General features: G+C 33.5%; 13 protein-coding genes and 1 tRNA gene. 12 read left to right on the plus strand and 2 right to left on the minus strand.

The window, feature by feature from the left end; genetic code table 11:
- Positions 1-91 precede the first annotated feature (91 nt).
- The 8 genes from BLT80_RS04380 to BLT80_RS04410 all read left to right on the plus strand — a co-directional run bounded on the left by BLT80_RS04380 (position 92) and on the right by BLT80_RS04410 (position 11389).
- On the plus strand, positions 92-1303 hold the full coding sequence (locus tag BLT80_RS04380; RefSeq protein ID WP_139181010.1) for a DUF6252 domain-containing protein: 1212 nt from the start codon (positions 92-94) through the stop codon (positions 1301-1303).
- 227 nt (positions 1304-1530) lie between these two features.
- Positions 1531-5910 (plus strand): DNA polymerase III subunit alpha, encoded by a 4380-nt coding sequence (gene dnaE, locus BLT80_RS04385; protein ID WP_092466354.1) that lies wholly within the window; start codon positions 1531-1533, stop codon positions 5908-5910.
- A 337-nt stretch (positions 5911-6247) separates the two neighbouring features.
- Positions 6248-6565, plus strand: a complete 318-nt coding sequence (gene trxA / locus BLT80_RS04390) for a thioredoxin (protein WP_020898224.1) — start codon at positions 6248-6250, stop codon at positions 6563-6565.
- Positions 6566-6632: 67 nt separating this feature from the next.
- Positions 6633-7562 carry a DUF58 domain-containing protein gene (locus BLT80_RS04395; RefSeq protein ID WP_092466355.1) on the plus strand — a complete coding sequence of 310 codons (930 nt, stop codon included), beginning with the start codon at positions 6633-6635 and terminating at the stop codon, positions 7560-7562.
- 76 nt (positions 7563-7638) lie between these two features.
- Positions 7639-7712: transfer RNA gene (locus BLT80_RS04400), tRNA-Asp, on the plus strand.
- 661 nt (positions 7713-8373) lie between these two features.
- Positions 8374-8547: a hypothetical protein gene (locus BLT80_RS20000; RefSeq protein WP_175455545.1), complete on the plus strand. Its 174-nt coding sequence runs from the start codon at positions 8374-8376 to the stop codon at positions 8545-8547.
- 139 nt (positions 8548-8686) lie between these two features.
- On the plus strand, positions 8687-10714 hold the full coding sequence (locus BLT80_RS04405; RefSeq protein WP_092466356.1) for a tetratricopeptide repeat-containing sensor histidine kinase: 2028 nt from the start codon (positions 8687-8689) through the stop codon (positions 10712-10714).
- Between the two features lie 6 nt (positions 10715-10720).
- Positions 10721-11389: a response regulator gene (locus BLT80_RS04410; protein WP_092466357.1), complete on the plus strand. Its 669-nt coding sequence runs from the start codon at positions 10721-10723 to the stop codon at positions 11387-11389.
- A 260-nt stretch (positions 11390-11649) separates the two neighbouring features.
- Here the strand turns inward: BLT80_RS04410 and BLT80_RS04415 are convergent, their stop codons facing one another.
- Entirely contained in the window at positions 11650-12147 is a 498-nt protein-coding gene (locus BLT80_RS04415) for a DUF456 domain-containing protein (protein ID WP_092466358.1), read from the minus strand.
- Positions 12148-12275: 128 nt separating this feature from the next.
- Here BLT80_RS04415 and BLT80_RS04420 point away from each other — a divergent pair, with 128 nt between their 5' ends.
- The 4 genes from BLT80_RS04420 (at position 12276) to BLT80_RS04435 (ending at position 16854) form a co-directional block, all read left to right on the plus strand.
- Entirely contained in the window at positions 12276-12641 is a 366-nt protein-coding gene (locus BLT80_RS04420) for a BlaI/MecI/CopY family transcriptional regulator (RefSeq protein ID WP_092466359.1), read from the plus strand.
- A gap of 87 nt (positions 12642-12728) precedes the next feature.
- The gene (locus BLT80_RS04425) at positions 12729-15122 is read left to right on the plus strand and encodes a M56 family metallopeptidase (RefSeq protein ID WP_092466360.1); all 2394 of its coding nucleotides are present in this window, start codon (positions 12729-12731) and stop codon (positions 15120-15122) included.
- 9 nt (positions 15123-15131) lie between these two features.
- The gene (locus BLT80_RS04430) at positions 15132-16262 is read left to right on the plus strand and encodes a tetratricopeptide repeat protein (protein WP_092466361.1); all 1131 of its coding nucleotides are present in this window, start codon (positions 15132-15134) and stop codon (positions 16260-16262) included.
- 115 nt (positions 16263-16377) lie between these two features.
- Positions 16378-16854, plus strand: a complete 477-nt coding sequence (locus BLT80_RS04435; RefSeq protein WP_092466362.1) for a hypothetical protein — start codon at positions 16378-16380, stop codon at positions 16852-16854.
- A 21-nt stretch (positions 16855-16875) separates the two neighbouring features.
- Here the strand turns inward: BLT80_RS04435 and BLT80_RS04440 are convergent, their stop codons facing one another.
- Positions 16876-18006: a glycosyltransferase family 2 protein gene (locus tag BLT80_RS04440; protein WP_245710093.1), complete on the minus strand. Its 1131-nt coding sequence runs from the start codon at positions 18004-18006 to the stop codon at positions 16876-16878.
- Positions 18007-18009: the final 3 nt, after the last annotated feature.

Here is an 18009-nt window from a genome sequence, read left to right on the forward strand (position 1 = left end):
AAAAGTAGAGTTACGCTGATTATTAAAAATTATTATACTTTTGACATTCATGTTTCGTTATATTTGGAGCATAGATAAAAGACATTTTTAAATGATGAAAAAACTAATCCTCTTATCTCTTGTTTTTTTAACAGTATTCAGCTGTGGTGATGAAGTGCAGTTTAACACACCTGCTTTTCAGGGAGATCGTGAGAATCAACTTTGGAGAGCTAAAGGCTTTTCTGCAAGTATTGGTGTTAATGGATTTTTAACCATTACAGGAACTAATAGTGCTGAGACTGTTAAACTTACCGTGCCATCTGTAATCGAATCAACTTTTATTGTCGGTGATATAGATGTTATTGAAGCACAATATATTGATGGCTTTGGGACCACATTTTCTACGAACAATAAACCAGATGAAAGTGTTTCAATATATCCAGAGTTAGGTGAGATAACTATTGAAGAAATAGATGTCGTCAATAAAACCTTCACAGGAACTTATAGATTTTTAGCTTTTGATGCTTCTGGATTAAATTCGGTAGGATTTACGAATGGTATTTTTTATAAGGTGCCTTTAATTTCTGGTGAGTTTCCAACAAACCCAATAACTTGTATGGATGTCGAAATGGCTTCCGATATTGCATTGTTGGCTTATGAAGCTACATTCTCTTCAGATTTAGAATTCGTAAATAGCGCGGCTTATTTAGCGGCATGTAGTGCGTATTCCGAAGCTTTAACAAATCAACGTACGTATTGTGGGGATTCTGATGGATCTTTACAAGCTATAATTGATGGTTTAGATGACTGTCAAATATCTTGTGAGATTGCTACAGCAAATGTTGTAGAAGCAAATTCACAATATGTCACGGCAACTATTGGTAATTATAACGAAAAGTGCGCACAGTATTTACTTTACTTACTAGAGCAAATAGAAATTTGTGGTGATGCAGATGGTAGTATTCAGACTAAAATTGATGGTTTAGATTGTGGTGATGCCGACGGAGATGGTGTACCTGATGCCTATGAAGATTTTAATGGTGATGGCAATCTTGATAATGATGATACCGATGGAGACGGTGTGGCTAATTATTTAGACAACGATGATGATGGTGATGGCATATTAACGCAGTATGAAGGTAAAGATGCAGACGGAAATCCTATAGACACCGATGGTGATGGTGATGTAGATTATTTAGATAATGATGATGACGGAGATACATTGTTAACCATAAACGAAAACGCTGATCCAAATGGAGACGGTAATCCTGATGATGCGGTTGATACAGATGGTGACGGAGTACCAGATTATTTGCAAGCATAAATTCGAAATTGTTCAAAAATATTGAAGCGTTACTCATTATGAGTGACGCTTTTTTTTATGTTCAAAACTCTTTGCAATTTCATTTCAGAAAAGTTCAAATTCTATGTAATTTTATAAGCTAACTTTTTGAAGACTATAATTGTATTTTTTGCTGATTATAAGTGTAATACACTTTAGTGTCCTTGCAGTAAAAACACACAATTTAATAATAAACGACAGAACAACGCATGTACTTAATATTCGATACCGAAACCACAGGATTACCAAAACGCTGGGATGCACCGATTACCGATACTGATAATTGGCCAAGATGTATTCAGATTGCTTGGCAATTGCATGATGGTATGGGGAATTGTATTGAACACGAAGACTATTTGGTAAAACCAGAAGGCTTTAATATTCCGTATGATGCTGAGAAAATTCATGGTATTTCAACTGAATTAGCGCAAGAACAAGGTGTGCCACTTTCTGAAGTTTTAGAGAAATTTAATGCAGCTTTAGCTAAAACTAAATTTGTTGTCGGGCAAAATGTAAAGTTCGATTTAAATATTATGGGAGCGGAGTTTGTACGCGAAAACGTCACAAATCCACTTCAGGAATTACCAGTTTTAGATACCTGTACAGAACACACCGCAAACTTGTGTCAATTACCAGGAGGACGTTACGGGAAGTTTAAATTGCCAACCTTAACGGAATTACATGAGTACTTATTTAATAAACCATTTTCTGAAGCTCACAATGCTACAGCCGATGTTGAAGCAACGACACGTTGTTTTTTAGAATTAATAAGACGTAAACAATACACCAAAGAGCAGTTAGATGTAGAGCCAGAATATTTTGAGAATTTCACTCAAGAAAATCCTGCGGAAATTCAGCTTATTGGTTTAAAACACATCAACCTACAAAAAGAAAGTGCTAAGATTAACGCGCGCCTTCAAAAGGAACAAGCGGTACCCGTAACCATTGATAAAGAAGCGGCATCGCAAATTAAAGATGTTGATTTTGCACACTTACATAACCATTCACAGTATTCCATTCTTCAATCGACGATTAGTGTTAAAGATTTAGTGGCTGCAGCTGCTAGAGAAAATATGCCAGCAGTCGCTATGACGGATCACGGAAATATGATGGGAGCCTTTCACTTTGTGACTGCAGTTTCCAATCATAATAAAGGCGTAAAAGCGCAACACAAACAAGCAGAAGAAGCCGGGTTAGAAAAGAAAGGCAAAATCATGAAACCAATTATCGGTTGTGAGTTTTTTGTATGCGAAAATCACGCAGATAAAACCAGAAAAGATAATGGGTATCAAATTGTATTGATGGCTAAGAATAAAAAGGGCTATCACAATTTGGCAAAATTATCATCTGCGGCCTTTACGGATGGTTTTTATTATGTACCAAGAGTTGATAAAAAATTGATTGAACAGTACAAAGAAGATTTAATCTGCTTAACCGGAAACCTTTATGGTGAAGTACCAAGTAAGGTTTTAAATGTTGGTGAGAATCAAGCGGAAGAAGCCTTATTGTGGTGGAAAGAAACGTTTCAAGATGATTTATATATTGAAATAATGCGTCATAACCAAGAGGATGAAAATCGGGTGAATCCGGTATTAATTCAATTGGCAAAAAAGCATGATGTTAAATTGGTCGCTACCAATAATACCTATTACGTCGATCAAGAAAATGCCAATGCGCACGATATTTTATTGTGTGTAAAAGATGGTGAAAAACAGGCGACACCAATTGGTCGTGGTCGTGGTTATCGTTACGGTTTACCAAATCAGGAATATTACTTTAAGTCTTCAGAAGAAATGAAAGCACTCTTTAGAGATGTGCCAGAAGCGATTGTAAATATTCAAGAAGTAGTTGATAAGATTGAGCCTTATGAATTAGCGCGACCTGTATTATTGCCTGCTTTCGATATTCCTGAAGAATTTAAATTTGAAGAAGATATCGCCGATAGCGGTAAACGTGGAGAAAATGCATTTCTAAGACATTTAACCTACAAAGGTGCCAAAATACGTTATGGTGAGATTACACCAGCCATTGAAGAACGTCTCGATTTTGAGTTAAGCGTTATTGAAAAAACAGGATATCCAGGTTATTTCCTAATTGTAGAAGATTTCATTCGCGAAGCCCGAAAAATGGATGTTTCCGTTGGTCCTGGTCGTGGATCTGCAGCAGGTTCGGTGGTTGCCTATTGTTTATGGATTACCAATATTGATCCTATTAAATACGATTTACTTTTTGAGCGTTTCTTAAATCCAGATCGTGTAAGTATGCCCGATATTGATATCGATTTTGATGATGAAGGTCGCGGTCGCGTAATGCAATATGTAATTGATAAATACGGTTCTAACCAAGTAGCGCAGATTATTACTTATGGAACAATGGCTGCAAAATCCTCCATTAGAGATACCGCCAGAGTTTTAGATTTACCATTAAATGAAGCCGACCATATTGCGAAGTTAATTCCGCTGATGTCTAAACTAGGCAAGATATTTGGGCTTTCGGAAAAGGAATTAGCCAGTAAATTTAGAGCTGAAGATTTAGAGAAAATTAATGAATTACTTAATATTTCTGATGGTGATGATTTACAAGCCGAAACCATCAACCAAGCAAGAATTTTAGAAGGTTCGGTTCGTAACACAGGGATTCACGCTTGTGGTGTAATCATCACACCGGGAGATATTACCAATTATGTGCCTGTTGCGCTGGCTAAAGATTCCGATTTATATGTTACCCAATTTGATAACTCTGTTGTAGAGGATGCAGGGCTGTTGAAGATGGATTTCTTGGGATTAAAAACGTTAACCTTAATTAAGGATACGGTTAAACTTGTAAAAGCCAAGCACGATATTTTACTCGATCCGGAGAATTTTCCTTTAGATGATGTGCCAACGTACGAGTTATTCCAGCGTGGGGAAACGGTTGGTGTGTTTCAGTATGAATCGCCTGGCATGCAAAAACACATGAAGAATCTTAAACCTACGGTTTTTGATGATTTAATTGCCATGAACGCCTTGTATCGTCCTGGTCCGATGGAATATATTCCAAGTTTCATTGCGCGTAAACATGGTGATGAAGAGATTGTGTACGATTTACCAGAAATGGAAGAATACCTTAAGGAAACCTACGGAATTACGGTGTACCAAGAGCAAGTAATGCTACTGTCTCAAAAATTGGCAGACTTTACCAAAGGTGAAGCCGATGTCTTGAGAAAGGCAATGGGTAAAAAGCAGATTGCAGTTTTAGATAAGATGAAACCAAAATTCATTGAACAAGCAAGTGCAAAAGGTTTAGACGCTAAAAAGTTAGAAAAAATTTGGAAGGATTGGGAAGCTTTTGCGAGTTACGCCTTTAACAAATCGCACTCTACATGTTATGCATGGATTGCTTACCAAACCGCGTATTTAAAAGCGCATTACCCAGCAGAATATATGGCTGCGGTATTATCCAATAACATGAATGATATTAAATCCATTACCTTCTTTATGGAAGAATGTAAACGGATGCGCTTACCAGTTTTAGGACCCGATGTTAATGAAAGTTTTTATAAGTTTTCAGTAAATAAAGATAATGCTGTTCGTTTCGGAATGGGAGCGATAAAAGGTGTTGGTCATGGAGCTGTTCAAACGATTGTAGAAAACAGAAAAGAAGATGGACACTATAAATCTATCTTCGATTTTGCCAAACGTATTGATTTGCGTGCTGCCAATAAAAGAGCTTTTGAAGGACTAGCGAATGCTGGTGGTTTTGATTGTTGGGCAGATACACACAGAGCGCAATACTTTGCAGACGAAGGTGATGGTGTCAGCTTTTTAGAAAAAGCAGTTAAATATGGAGCCAAACATCAGGAAAATGAAAACTCGGCGCAAGTCAGTTTATTTGGTGCGGCAAGTGATGTTCAGATTGCAGAACCTATTGTACCTCCATGTGAAGATTGGGGAACGATGGAGAAATTATCGCGAGAACGTGAAGTGGTTGGGATTTATATTTCTGGTCATCCACTCGATGATTTTAATATTGAAATGAAAACCTTTTGCAACGGAGTCGTAGCGCATTTTAATGATTTGGAGTCTATTGTAAATAAGGAAGTTACTTTTGGTGGCGTTGTCACCGATGTGCAACATCGTGTGAGTAAACAAGGTAAAGGTTGGGCTATTTTCACCATTGAAGATTATACCGATAGTTTTGAATTTCGAATTTTTGGAGAAGATTATTTAAAGTTTAGACACTTCTTTGTCATTAACTCTTTTGTGTATGTCAGAGCCTTTGTACGCGAAGGTTGGGTAAACAGAGACACAGGTAAAAAAGGAGATCCAAGGATTCAGTTTAATAGTTTCCAATTGTTGCATGATGTGATGGATACCTATGCTAAAAAGTTATCGATTCAATTAAATATTAAAGATTTAGAAAAGGAAACAGTTTCTGTGTTGTACGACTTAATAAAATTTCACGAAGGCAATCAAACCTTAAATTTTGTGGTCTATGATAATGCTGAAAAGATAAAAGTACAGATGCCAAGCCGTAAAAATAAAGTTAAAATTTCGCAACAGCTTTTAAATAGTTTGAAGGAGCATGATATAATTTATAAGTTGAATTAATGAATTCCTGCGAAAGCAGGAATCTCATCAAAAGAATTTAAAGCATCAAGAACTTTAATATGTGATCTAACAAAACCAAATATGCCTACGCAAAGGATGGCAGTGGCATTCTTTTTTGCTTTGATTATTGAGTGAAGTCGAAATTAAAAGCAAAAAAAATATAATGGAGCGCCTGTTTTATGCACGCCAAAAATTATATATATAAGTCGTCTATGTGGCTATAACCAAAACATATACAGCCATTGTAAGGTTTGCCAAATATTTTGACTAATTTTGCAATTACATCCGTGAAGGGTGCATAGAAAACGAAGTACAATATATTTAAAAAATAAACATTATGGCATTAGAAATAACAGATGCAAATTTTGAAGAGACAGTATTAAAGAGTGACAAACCTGTAGTAGTCGATTTTTGGGCTGCTTGGTGTGGACCTTGTCGTATGGTTGGACCAATCATTGACGAAATCAGTACAGAATACGAAGGTAAAGCTGTAGTTGGTAAGGTAGATGTTGATGCAAACCAAGAATTTGCTGCTAAGTATGGTGTAAGAAATATACCTACAGTATTGGTTTTTCAAGGAGGTGAAGTTGTTGGTCGCCAAGTAGGAGTTGCACCTAAAAAAGCATACTCTGACGCTATTGACGCACTTTTGTAGTCAATACTCTAAAAGAAATGATAAAAGGTTTGCCTATACGGCAAACCTTTTTTAGTTTCGGTAACTGATGGATTTACAACAAGAACTCAATAAAACAGGAGGTTTTAAAAATCTCGAATTGTTAGCGAAGCAAGTCGTTGAAGGCTTTATTTCTGGTATGCATAAAAGTCCGTTTCATGGGTTTTCTGCAGAGTTTGCCGAGCATAAGATTTATAATCCGGGTGAAAGCACCAGGCATATTGATTGGAAGTTATATGCAAAAACGGACCGTTTGTATACCAAGCGTTATGATGAGGAAACCAATTTGCGTTGCCATATTATATTAGATAATAGCCGTTCTATGCATTATCCTGAAACGGCTGGGACTGCCATAGACAATCTTAATAAAATCGCATTCTCGGCACTTGCAAGTGCCTCCTTGATGCATATTCTTAAAAAGCAGCGCGATGCTGTTGGCTTAAGTATATATAGTGATAATTATGATTTCTATTCCCCTGAAAAGGGTAGTGAGCGTCATCATCAAATGTTATTGCATAAATTAAGTGATGCTGTAATTTCTAAACCCGAGACTAAAACAACAGAAACGTATAAGTATTTACATCAGATTGCAGAAAAAATTCATCGTCGATCCTTAATTTTTGTGTTTACGGATATGTTTCAAACGTCCGAAGATGACGAAAAACTGTTCGAAGCGTTGCGACATTTAAAGCATAATAAGCATGAAGTGGTCTTATTTCATGTTTTTGATAAAGAAAAAGAACAAACTTTTGATTTTGATAATAGGCCAAAACGATTTATCGATGTAGAGACTGGAGACCATATAAATTTGTACGCAGATAACATCAAAGAGAATTATGAAAAAGCTGTAAAAGACTACTTTACAGACTTAAAACTAAAGTGTGGGCAGTACAGAATTAAGTATGTAGAGGTCGATATTAATGCTGGATTTGATAGTATATTAACGACCTATATGATAGAGCGACAAAAATTTATTTAAAATATTTTTTATTTTTTTTGTTTTTTGTTTGTCAAATTAAAAATGCGATGTATATTTGCACTCGCAATTAAGCAACGGTCTGGTAGTTCAGCTGGTTAGAATGTCGCCCTGTCACGGCGAAGGTCGCGGGTTCGAGTCCCGTCCAGACCGCTAAAATTGTAAAAAGAAGCTTCAAGAAATTGAGGCTTTTTTTAAGCAATATAAAGACGTTGTGTTGTTCCAAGAGGAATCTTGGAAGTAGTTTACCAAAGTGATTTGGTATTCCAATGAGAAGCTTTCCTTTCTTTCTGAATAAGAAGATTGGGATGCTTTTTTGTTTTAGTGGATAGTTGGTAAGCTACACATGTCATTTTATCGAGAAATTGGTGTCTGATACATGTTGTTAATCAACAATAAAAAAGTGCCGCAAGAAATTGTGGCACTTTTTTTTTATGAGTCAATTTAAATAATAAAAACTTAGAAAAATTAACAAAGCAATAATGTTAACTAGGACTCAAGTTTTCAACAAGTTATGAACAGTAAAAATGCTTTTAATCGGGTAATAAAAGCGTTTAATCGAGGTTTTATTAGGAATTTACAAAAATACGTTTATATTTGCAGTTCTGATTAGGTTTTGAAAACGCTTAAAAAGAAGAATTTTAATCCATTTTACTACGGGCAAGAAATTGCCTAAAAAACGTCCCTCGTTTTAAGTTTTAGTATTGTTTTAGGTTTCCCTAAAATAGTTAATGATCCATTCCCTTCCCTCTGTGTATCGCCTAGCGTTACCGATTTTGATATTGACTAAATTTTAACCCTAAATATAATACGTATGAAAACCCTAAAAATTACTTTTGCATTACTAGCTGTTTTATTATTAACGGTATCTGGAATCCAATCAGAAAACGTAGCAGTTAATAATGAAGAACCTACTTACAAAGAAAAACCTAGTTATGACCTATTGGCACATGATAAGACTAAGATAAAAATAAAGACTCAAGGATAGTATAAAGCTTTATTTAATAAGATTTCAGAGCCCACTCATTGAGTGGGCTTTTTGTATTCTCCTAAATCCCAACGATAATTAAAATATAGTTTTGATATTTTAGTATATATTTGATTGATTAATTAATTACTTCGTTTGGATGCGTATTTGCCTTGGTTTAATTTGTTTATTCTTGTTTGGAAACGCATTTTCTCAAAATCACGATTCTAACCAATTCGATAGTATTTTTAAGTTGAGAGCCCTTTCGTTTGATGATAATTTATCTGATAGTTTAAGGGTTGTCTATGCTAAAAAAGCTATTGAGTTATCACGAAAAACGTCTCAAGATAGTACGGTCCTTAAAAGTGGAAGAAGTTTAGGGATTTTGTATGATGTGTTAGGTCAAACTGATCTGTGGCAACAACAGAATATAAGGAATTTACGCTTGGCTTATAAATTATCTGATACATTGGCATTGGCTGTAGCTAATTTTAATATCGGTATTGCCAAGCAGCATTATGATGTTCAGTATGATAGTGCATTCTTTTACTATAGAGGAGCTTTAAAATATTATGATGAGTTAGGAAATACAGAATTAGTAGCAACATTATATAGTTCTATTGCCCACATTCAGGTTAAGGAAAAAGTATATATAAGCAGTGAGGAAAATGCAATTAAAGCATTACGATTATTCAATACCTTGCCAAAAACAGAATCCATTTTAGATGATATTTGGATTATTAATAATCTATTGGGTTTAATATCAGCACATCTAGGGCGTTATACTGAGGCGTTAGAATATCATAGTAAAGCCATTGATATCGCTAATGAGATGAGGAATGGTGAGTATAACAAAACCAATTCATTTCATAATCAAGCTAATGTATATATTAAGTTGCAGAATTATGAAAAAGCTATTGAGCTTTTTAATGAACTGATTGAATTAAGACCAGTTTACGAAGTGGAAGACCCAGCATTCTATCCATTAATTATTGATAATCTCGCATATACTAAAATACTTGCCGGACATAAGGATTATGATAAAATAAGTAATATGTTCTATGAAGCATATGAAATTAGTACTGATCTTGATTATGACATTGTTAAACTAGCTGTAACAATTGATTTGTCAAAATTTTATAAACATTTAAAGGTTAAAGATTCTACTTTAAAATATGCAGTTAAGGCTTATGATTTAGCAAAGAAAATATCGTCAACTGATATCTTATTAGAATCCATGGTTCTACTCTCCGAGTTAAAAGAAGGAGAAGAAGGCAAAAGGTATCTTAGAGATCACATAAAACTTACAGATAGTTTATTATACGTAGAACGAAACGTTGGAAATAAATTCGCTAGAATTGAACTTGAGACAGATCAATTAGTAGCGGAAAATAAGCAAATATCTAAAGAGAATTTATATTTACTAATCTTATCTATTGGTCTTTTAGTCACGGCAATATTAGTTTATATCTTAATTTCCCAACGTGCAAAGAATAGAAAGTTAAAGTTAATTCAAGTACAGCAAAAAGCAAACGAAGATATCTATAACCTAATGCTAGGTCAGCAAGATAAAGTAGATGAAGCTAGGGCGAAGGAAAAAACAAGAGTGTCAAAAGAGTTGCACGATGGAGTTTTAGGCGGGCTTTTTGGAGTGCGTTTAAGTCTAGATAGTATTAATTTTAATGAAGGAAAAGAGGCGATGATGACGCGGGCAAAATATATTAGTCAGCTTAAAACGATAGAACATGACATCCGAAAAATATCACACGAGTTAAATACCGATTTTATTTCAGGATCTAGTTTTATAGATATAGTAACCGAACTCATTGAGAACCAAACTCAAGCTTATAATTTAGAACATGAATTTGATTACACCGATGATATTCATTGGGAATTAGTGGCTAATAAAATAAAAATAAATATTTATAGAATCATTCAAGAGTCTATGCAAAATATATATAAACATGCTAATGCTAAAGTTATTTCAGTTTGTATTTCACTAGAAAAAGACTTAATTTGCTTGGATATTGTAGACGACGGCTCTGGCTTTGATACATCAAAAAGTAAAAAAGGCATTGGTTTAAAAAACATGAGTTCTCGAGTAAGTGATATCAACGGCACTATAAACTTTACGTCGCAATCCGGTACTGGTACAACAGTTAATGTAAAAATCCCCTATACAAATTAATTTCACATGGAACACATCAAAATTTTAATGGTAGACGACCATCCAATTATTTTAGAAGGCTACCAAAATGTGTTGATGGCAACAAAGCAAGACAATCAAACTCTATATATAGATACGGCAAACAATTGTGATACTGCTGTCATAATGATTGAGCGGGAATCAAAAAAATATCCATATGATGTTTGCTTTTTTGATATTAGTTTACCGGGTTCAGAAGATGGTAGATATGCCTCTGGAGAAGATTTAGCATTATTGGCAAAGCGTTTAATGCCAAGAGCTAAGATCGTAATTCTTACTATGTTTAACGAGACGTTTAGAATTCATAATATTATTAAGGAGATTGATCCTGATGGTTTTCTAATTAAAAGTGATTTAACGTCTATGGAATTGGCTGATGGTTTTCAGCAAATTTTAAAATCGCCACCTTATTATAGTAGTACCGTTAGCAATTATACTAAAAAAAGAATTTCGAGTGATATTTATGTCGATGATATAAATCGAAAAATCCTCCATTTATTGTCTCAAGGTGTAAAAACTAAAAGTCTAAATGAGTATATCGACATTTCTACAAGTGCCATTGAAAAACGTAAAAAACAGCTTAAAATATTGTTCTCTATTGAAGACGGAAAAGATGAAAGCTTGCTAAAAGAAGCACGAGAAAAGGGCTATTTGTAAAAAAAAAGCAAAAAATATAGCATTTTTCACAGTTTTTAAAACCTTTGAAGCTACTGTTAAATAAGGAAACTACGGTTTTACCACAGTAAGTGTACGGTTTTACCACAGCAAAAAGTTAATTGACTTCAATATATTTACACCTGTCAGCAAGAGTTAATTAATCCCTTATTAAGTAATTGTTGAATTAATAGCAAGAAAATTAAACCTAATCACATAGTATGTGGCTAGGTTTTTTTCTATTATAGCAACTTCGAAACAAGTTAATACCAACTTGCATTATGTTCCGATAATTTTACAATAAAAAAGCCTAAATAAATTATAGCCACAATAAATTTTAAAAAGGTAGAGGCTATAAATCCTAAAAATGACCCAAAAGCAGCTTTTAATGCTTTGTTAAAATCATTGCGATGTATCAATTCTCCAATAAGGGCACCAATAAAAGGACCAATTATAATTCCAAAGGGAATAGGTGAGAACAAACCAATAATTAAACCTAAGGTTGTACCAATCATTCCGGCTTTACTACCTCCAAATTTTTTAGTGCCTATGGCGGGAATAATATAATCTAAGACATAAATAAAAATTGCGACTAAAAGGGTAACTATTAAAAACGTTTGACTCAATTCTACGCCCTCCGTAAAATGAAGCACCAAAAGGCCAGCCCAACTCGTTAATGGTCCGGGCAGGACCGGAAGAAAACTGCCAAGGATACCTAATATCATTAAAAGCAGTGCGATACACACTAAAAATAGTTCCATATTAAAAAATTAAATTCAATAATAGGACGCAATAAGTAAGCTATTGTTACAATTATACAACTAAATAATTAGTTGAAACTAATTATTTAGTTATATTTGTGATGAGTTAATCTAAAAAAGGGAGTGCTATGAAGCAATTAACAAAAGCAGAAGAGGAAATTATGCAAACCTTATGGCTGCTTAAAAAAGCCAATGTAAAATCTATAATTGCAATGTTACCAGAGCCTAAGCCAGCTTATAATACGGTGTCTACAATTGTAAGAATTTTAGAAAGTAAGGGTTTTGTTAACTATGAGAAAAAAGGAAAAGGCCATGTGTACTTTCCTATAGTTGCTAAGGAATCTTATAGTAACCAATCCATAAATAAATTAGTAGATAATTATTTTCAAGGGTCTTTTAAAAGTATGGTGTCGTTTTTTGTTCAGAAAAATGATGTTGATGTTAAAGACATTGAAGTCTTACTCGATGAAATTAATAAAAACAAACCGCAGTAGATCTTTTGTTTTAAAAATTGAACTGTACATAATTTACAAGGTTCAATAAGAGCATTATCAAATTAAATAGTAACAAATTAAATAATTATGCTGTATTCTATTCTTCAAATTATCGCATTTCAAGCCTTGTTTTTATTGATATACGATTTGTTTTTAAAGCGAGAAACCTTCTTTAATTACAATAGAGCTTACTTAATAATTACGTCTGTATTAGCGCTTGTATTACCATTTCTTAAATTTCCTCAACTAAAAACGATGGCCACAAAAGATATGGTTATTCATTTGCCAGAAGTATTTATTGGTACAAAAGCACCAACGGTTTACGACATTCAAACGGCAGAATTAGCTGGTATTATTTTAGAGCAGCCACAAACACCAATTTGGCAAATAATAGCAGTTACGGGTATCGCGATAGCATCATTGATTTTTCTAGCTAAAATCACCAAATTATATTGGTTAAAACATAAAAACCCTAAACGTTGGAAAGGCAATGTTCTTATTGTTAAGCTCATAAAAAGTAGCGCTGCATTTTCATTTTTCAACACCATATTTTTAGGAGAACATATTTCAGAGTCTGAAAAACCAACGATTTATAAACACGAGTTGGTACATATTGAAGAATATCATACGGTAGATTTATTGTTTTTCGAAATGCTTAGAGTTGTATTCTGGTTTAATCCTTTAGTCTACATCTATCAAAATAGAATTAAAGAACTGCACGAATATATTGCCGATGCCAAAGCTGTAAAGCAAAGTGGAAAAGCAGAATATTATACAACTTTACTCAATCAGGTATTAGATGTTAATCAGGTGTCTTTTACTAATACATTTTTCAATAAATCATTAATCAAAAAACGAATCGCTATGTTACAAAAATCAAAATCAAAACAGCTTCATCTTCTTAAGTATGCACTATTAATTCCTATGGTTTTTGGAATGTTGATTTATACATCTACTGAGGTTAGAGCGCAGCAAAAGATAGACTCTCAAGAAACCTTGGTTGATCAAGAGTTAACAGATGCAGAATTAATTAAAAAGTATTACGACAAGATAGTCACCATGAAAAAAAATGGCACGACGTTTTTTGATATTTCTAATTTTGCTGGGTTTAAAAACTACGACATAATAAAATATTTGCCTTCGAGAACAGAGTTTTTAAAAATGAAAGCTTACGGACAATATATTTCCGATGATATTATTCAGAGAAAATCAGAAGAAGGTACACTAACTCAGAAAGATATTAATACTGTAAGTTTAATGCGATTAGATAAGTTTGAAACTTATGAGGACTTTAAAGCGTTTAAAAACACAAAAGCAGAAAAAGAACGATGGGAATCAAACACCCAAGATGGCATTTTAAAACTTTATGTTGAAGATACAGCAAACAAAACAGTAGAAGAAACTAAACGTTATAATGGGTTATTGAAACAATTAGAAAACGACGATTTTTTTAATAAACTCGTAGTAACAGACGGTAGGTCAACTTTAGTATTAGATTCATATATTTCAAATGATGGTGTCGAAATAATTAAAGAAGAGGTTGAAATTGTAGAAGTCCCATTCTCTGTAGTAGAAGAAACACCAACCACAATTGATTGTCAAGATTTAGAAAGTAATAAAGATCGAAAAGACTGTTTTAATAGTTTTGTGAACAAGCACATTGCTAAAAACTTTAATACAAGTATTGGAGATAGTTTGAGTCCTGGTAGAAAACGTGTTTTTGTACAATTTAAAGTTGATAAAGATGGTACTGTTAAACATATTGTTGCTAGAGGTCCAAGTCCAGAATTAGAAATAGAAGCCAAACGTGTTATAGCGACATTGCCTCAGTTTATTCCAGGGAAACAAAAAGGAAAATTAGTTGTCGTTCCTTTTTCTATACCAATTGTTTTTCAGGTTCAAGGAGATGCTAATTCGCAAGAATATAATGAATTGGTTGCTAAGCGCGATAGTATTTTAAAGAATTCCACAGATAAAAATCCAATTATTGAGCAGTTAAATCAACAAATTAATGAATTAAAGACCAATAAAAAGGTGTTGTCAATTAAAGATATGGAAAAGTATGCAGAAGAAAGCATAGCCGCTAAAAAGAAGCGTTTAAACGGAGCAATTCCTTTTAGTGAGGTAGAAATCGCACCCATTCATCCCGATTGTAAATCTATTTCTAACGATGCGGAACAAAAAGATTGTTTAGCTAGCGCTATTAATAAGCTAGTTGGTAAAAATTTTGATACCAATTTAGCAAATTCTTTAGGTTTAGCAGCAGGTCAAAAACGAATTTACGCACAGTTTATAATAGATAAAACAGGACATGTTACTAGCATTACTGCCAGAGGACCACATCCAAAATTGGAAACGGAAACGATTAGAGTTTTAAACTTATTACCAAATTTTACTCCTGCAAAAAAAGGAGGTGAAGATGTAGCTGTATCGTATGCTTTACCAATTGTTTTTCAAATTCATGATTCTAAAAAAGACTAGTTATTGCTTATGAAATTAATTTTAGGGTTTTTGTGTTGTGTTTTTGCTTTCAATTTAAATGCTCAAAATATAAAAGAGGAAGCAGACCGTCTTTATGTTAATGGTAATTATTCCAAAGCCATTGAGACGTATATAACACTTGCCAATCTAGATGCCGTTTACGATGATATTGCAAAAGCATATATGGCCATAGGTAACTATGGTGAAGCTATAAATAATTATGAAAAAGCAATACAAGCCAATGCAGATGACCTTCTGATACAATACGAGTATGCCAAATTATTAGCCAGAACAAAACAATATAAAGACGCTAATCAGTTATTCTTAAACTTAATTGCATCCGATAGTTTAAACCCCAATTACTATTATGAACTAGGTGTGGTTTTAGAGAAGCAAAAAGACACCACAGCATTGCAACAATTTCAAAAAACTTTTGAACTTGATGAAACGCACCAAAAAGCTATTTTTAAGATCTCGAAACATCATTTGATGAAACGAAATTTTGTAGAGGCACATGGTTATATAGATCGCGGTTTAGAAAGTTATGGAAATAATGTTGAGCTTATCAGTTTAAAAGCGCAAACCTATTACCATCAAGAATATTATACGCATGCCGTTGTTTGGTTTAATAAATTGTTGGATTTAGGTGAAAAGTCTGAATTTATACATGAAAAATTAAGTTTGAGTTATGCGCAAAATTCAGATTATAAAGATGCTATTTTTCACAGGAAACAAGCTTTAAAATATAGCCCAAACGATGCGAATGCCATGTTTGTTATCGGTGCGTATTACCAGAGTTTAAGTGATTTTGAAATGGCTGAAGAGTATATCACAAAGGCTTTATTATTAAAAGATGTTCCACTTTCAGATGAGTACCAACGTTTAGGTACTATTTTTAATCGCCAGAAAAAATATGATCAAGCGATTAAAGCGTTTCAAAAATCTTTAAAAGAAGATCCTTCTAATATAATGTCCGAGTTTTATATACTTAGAACCAAAGATGAATATTATGCTGATACTGGTAGTAAAATTAAGATGTATGAGCAATTTATTGAAAAGAATACAAAAAGTCCATTTTTGGGCTATGCTGAAGGCCGACTCAAAGAATTAAAGCAAGAAAAGTTTTTAGAAGGCGAGTAAAATTCTTCATAAAAATTAAAATCAATACATTGATGTAACGCTACAATCTAAAAGCGAAGCTGACTAGCATGGTTTTGAATAAAATATCGTACTTTTCGCTATCATAACACTAGTAATGAATCGAATTGTTTGTCTTTTAATCTTGCTTTTTGCAACCTCTTGCAATTATTTTGAAAAGAAGAAAGTCTATCCTGAAGATCTACTTGAGGAGGAGCTGCAAACTTTTAATTGGAATGAGGTAGATACCTATCCTATGTTTAGTAATTGCGATTCTTTGACCGAAAAAGAAGATCGGAAAGTATGTTTTCAAAATACCTTAATTAGTAGTGTGAATGAATTTTTAAAAGCACAAAACTTAGTTGTTTCTAATGACGTTAATGATACGATTACTCTAAAAATAAAGATTGATAAAACAGGATTTTTAGAAGTAGAATCTATTAAAATTCATCCTGAAACTATTCAGGAAATTCCAGAAATTGACAGTCTTCTACGTCGCAGTTTAAAAGGTGTTCCTAAAATATACCCAGCCATTAAAAGAAATCAGCAAGTCACTACCGCTTTTGAGTTACCCGTGATTGTACGTATTAATTAGTCTTTTTTATTTTGAAGGAACTTACACTTTAAAAGTTCTATTTTTCCATTCATAAGATTTAAAGAACGAAAGAAAAACAATACTTACACAAAAAAATGGATAGATGATACTCGAAAATAAGTAGGACACAAGAAGGTTGTCTTGTTTAAAAAAGCGCGCTGTTTTAAATAACAATAAGAAGTCGATGCAGCCTTTAATAATAAATAATGCCAAAGCGATTTTCAGTGTTATAATATTGAAATAAACGGCAGGTAGCAATCCTAAACAAACCAAATTTCCTAACAAAACCACTAATCCAACTAATTTAGTAAACCAGTTCTTATTTTGGCTTGTTTTTGAAGCCCAACGCAAACGTTGCTGTATTAAATTTTTAGTGTTTTCGGCAGGGTTTGTAGTCACGATTGCGTTACTAGATTTTAGATAATGCACGCTTTCTGCATCGTACGCTGTGAGTTTTTCAAGAAGAAATACATCGTCTCCACTAGCGATAGTGTCGTTGCCTTCAAAACCTCTGAGAGAAATAAATAGGGACTTAAGATAGGCGAAATTAGCACCATTACACATCAAAGGTTTCTTAATACCAAAACCACCAATAGTTGCACCTTGTAGGCTTAAAAAATCTAGAGTTTGAAAGCGATTTAAAAATGTCATTTTTCCGTGATATGTTACCGGAGCAACTATACAATTTGAATTTTTTAATTTAATGCATTCATCAAAAGTATCGAGCCAATATTTAGGTAGTATACAATCGGCATCGGTAGTCACAATCCAATCATATTTTGAAACTTTAATGGCTGAAGTTATAGCGTCTTTTTTTGGTGAGTTTGATGCTCTTTTATTTGTAATAACGAGCATATCAAGTTGAGCAAAGTCTACAGATTTATCTTTAATTAGCCTATCAATTATGGAAGCCGAACCATCTTCAGAATCATCATCAACCAAAATAACTTCGAACATCGATTTTGGATAATTCAATTTTGAAATAGAATCTAATAATTTGGGGAGGTTTTTAGCTTCATTTCTAAACGGAACGATCACTGAGAATTTCGTTTTAGGCGATAAATCTTGTACTCTAAAATCATCAACCTTATCAAAGCCATAGCTCAACCAACCTATAATAAATAGATACGTAATGATGATAAAAATAATCATAAA

Origin of the sequence: Winogradskyella thalassocola, assembly GCF_900099995.1 — a bacterium.
Lineage (GTDB): Bacteria > Bacteroidota > Bacteroidia > Flavobacteriales > Flavobacteriaceae > Winogradskyella > Winogradskyella thalassocola.

Excerpts from the sequence above, each read along its gene's own strand:
- BLT80_RS04380 (WP_139181010.1), top strand. The coding sequence starts at position 92 with ATGATGAAAAAACTAATCCTCTTATCTCTTGTTTTTTTAACAGTATTC.
- dnaE (WP_092466354.1), top strand. The coding sequence starts at position 1,531 with ATGTACTTAATATTCGATACCGAAACCACAGGATTACCAAAACGCTGG.
- trxA (WP_020898224.1), top strand. The coding sequence starts at position 6,248 with ATGGCATTAGAAATAACAGATGCAAATTTTGAAGAGACAGTATTAAAG.
- BLT80_RS04395 (WP_092466355.1), top strand. The coding sequence starts at position 6,633 with ATGGATTTACAACAAGAACTCAATAAAACAGGAGGTTTTAAAAATCTC.
- BLT80_RS20000 (WP_175455545.1), top strand. The coding sequence starts at position 8,374 with ATGAAAACCCTAAAAATTACTTTTGCATTACTAGCTGTTTTATTATTA.
- BLT80_RS04405 (WP_092466356.1), top strand. The coding sequence starts at position 8,687 with ATGCGTATTTGCCTTGGTTTAATTTGTTTATTCTTGTTTGGAAACGCA.
- BLT80_RS04410 (WP_092466357.1), top strand. The coding sequence starts at position 10,721 with ATGGAACACATCAAAATTTTAATGGTAGACGACCATCCAATTATTTTA.
- BLT80_RS04415 (WP_092466358.1), bottom strand. The coding sequence starts at position 12,147 with ATGGAACTATTTTTAGTGTGTATCGCACTGCTTTTAATGATATTAGGT.
- BLT80_RS04420 (WP_092466359.1), top strand. The coding sequence starts at position 12,276 with ATGAAGCAATTAACAAAAGCAGAAGAGGAAATTATGCAAACCTTATGG.
- BLT80_RS04425 (WP_092466360.1), top strand. The coding sequence starts at position 12,729 with ATGCTGTATTCTATTCTTCAAATTATCGCATTTCAAGCCTTGTTTTTA.
- BLT80_RS04430 (WP_092466361.1), top strand. The coding sequence starts at position 15,132 with ATGAAATTAATTTTAGGGTTTTTGTGTTGTGTTTTTGCTTTCAATTTA.
- BLT80_RS04435 (WP_092466362.1), top strand. The coding sequence starts at position 16,378 with ATGAATCGAATTGTTTGTCTTTTAATCTTGCTTTTTGCAACCTCTTGC.
- BLT80_RS04440 (WP_245710093.1), bottom strand. The coding sequence starts at position 18,006 with ATGATTATTTTTATCATCATTACGTATCTATTTATTATAGGTTGGTTG.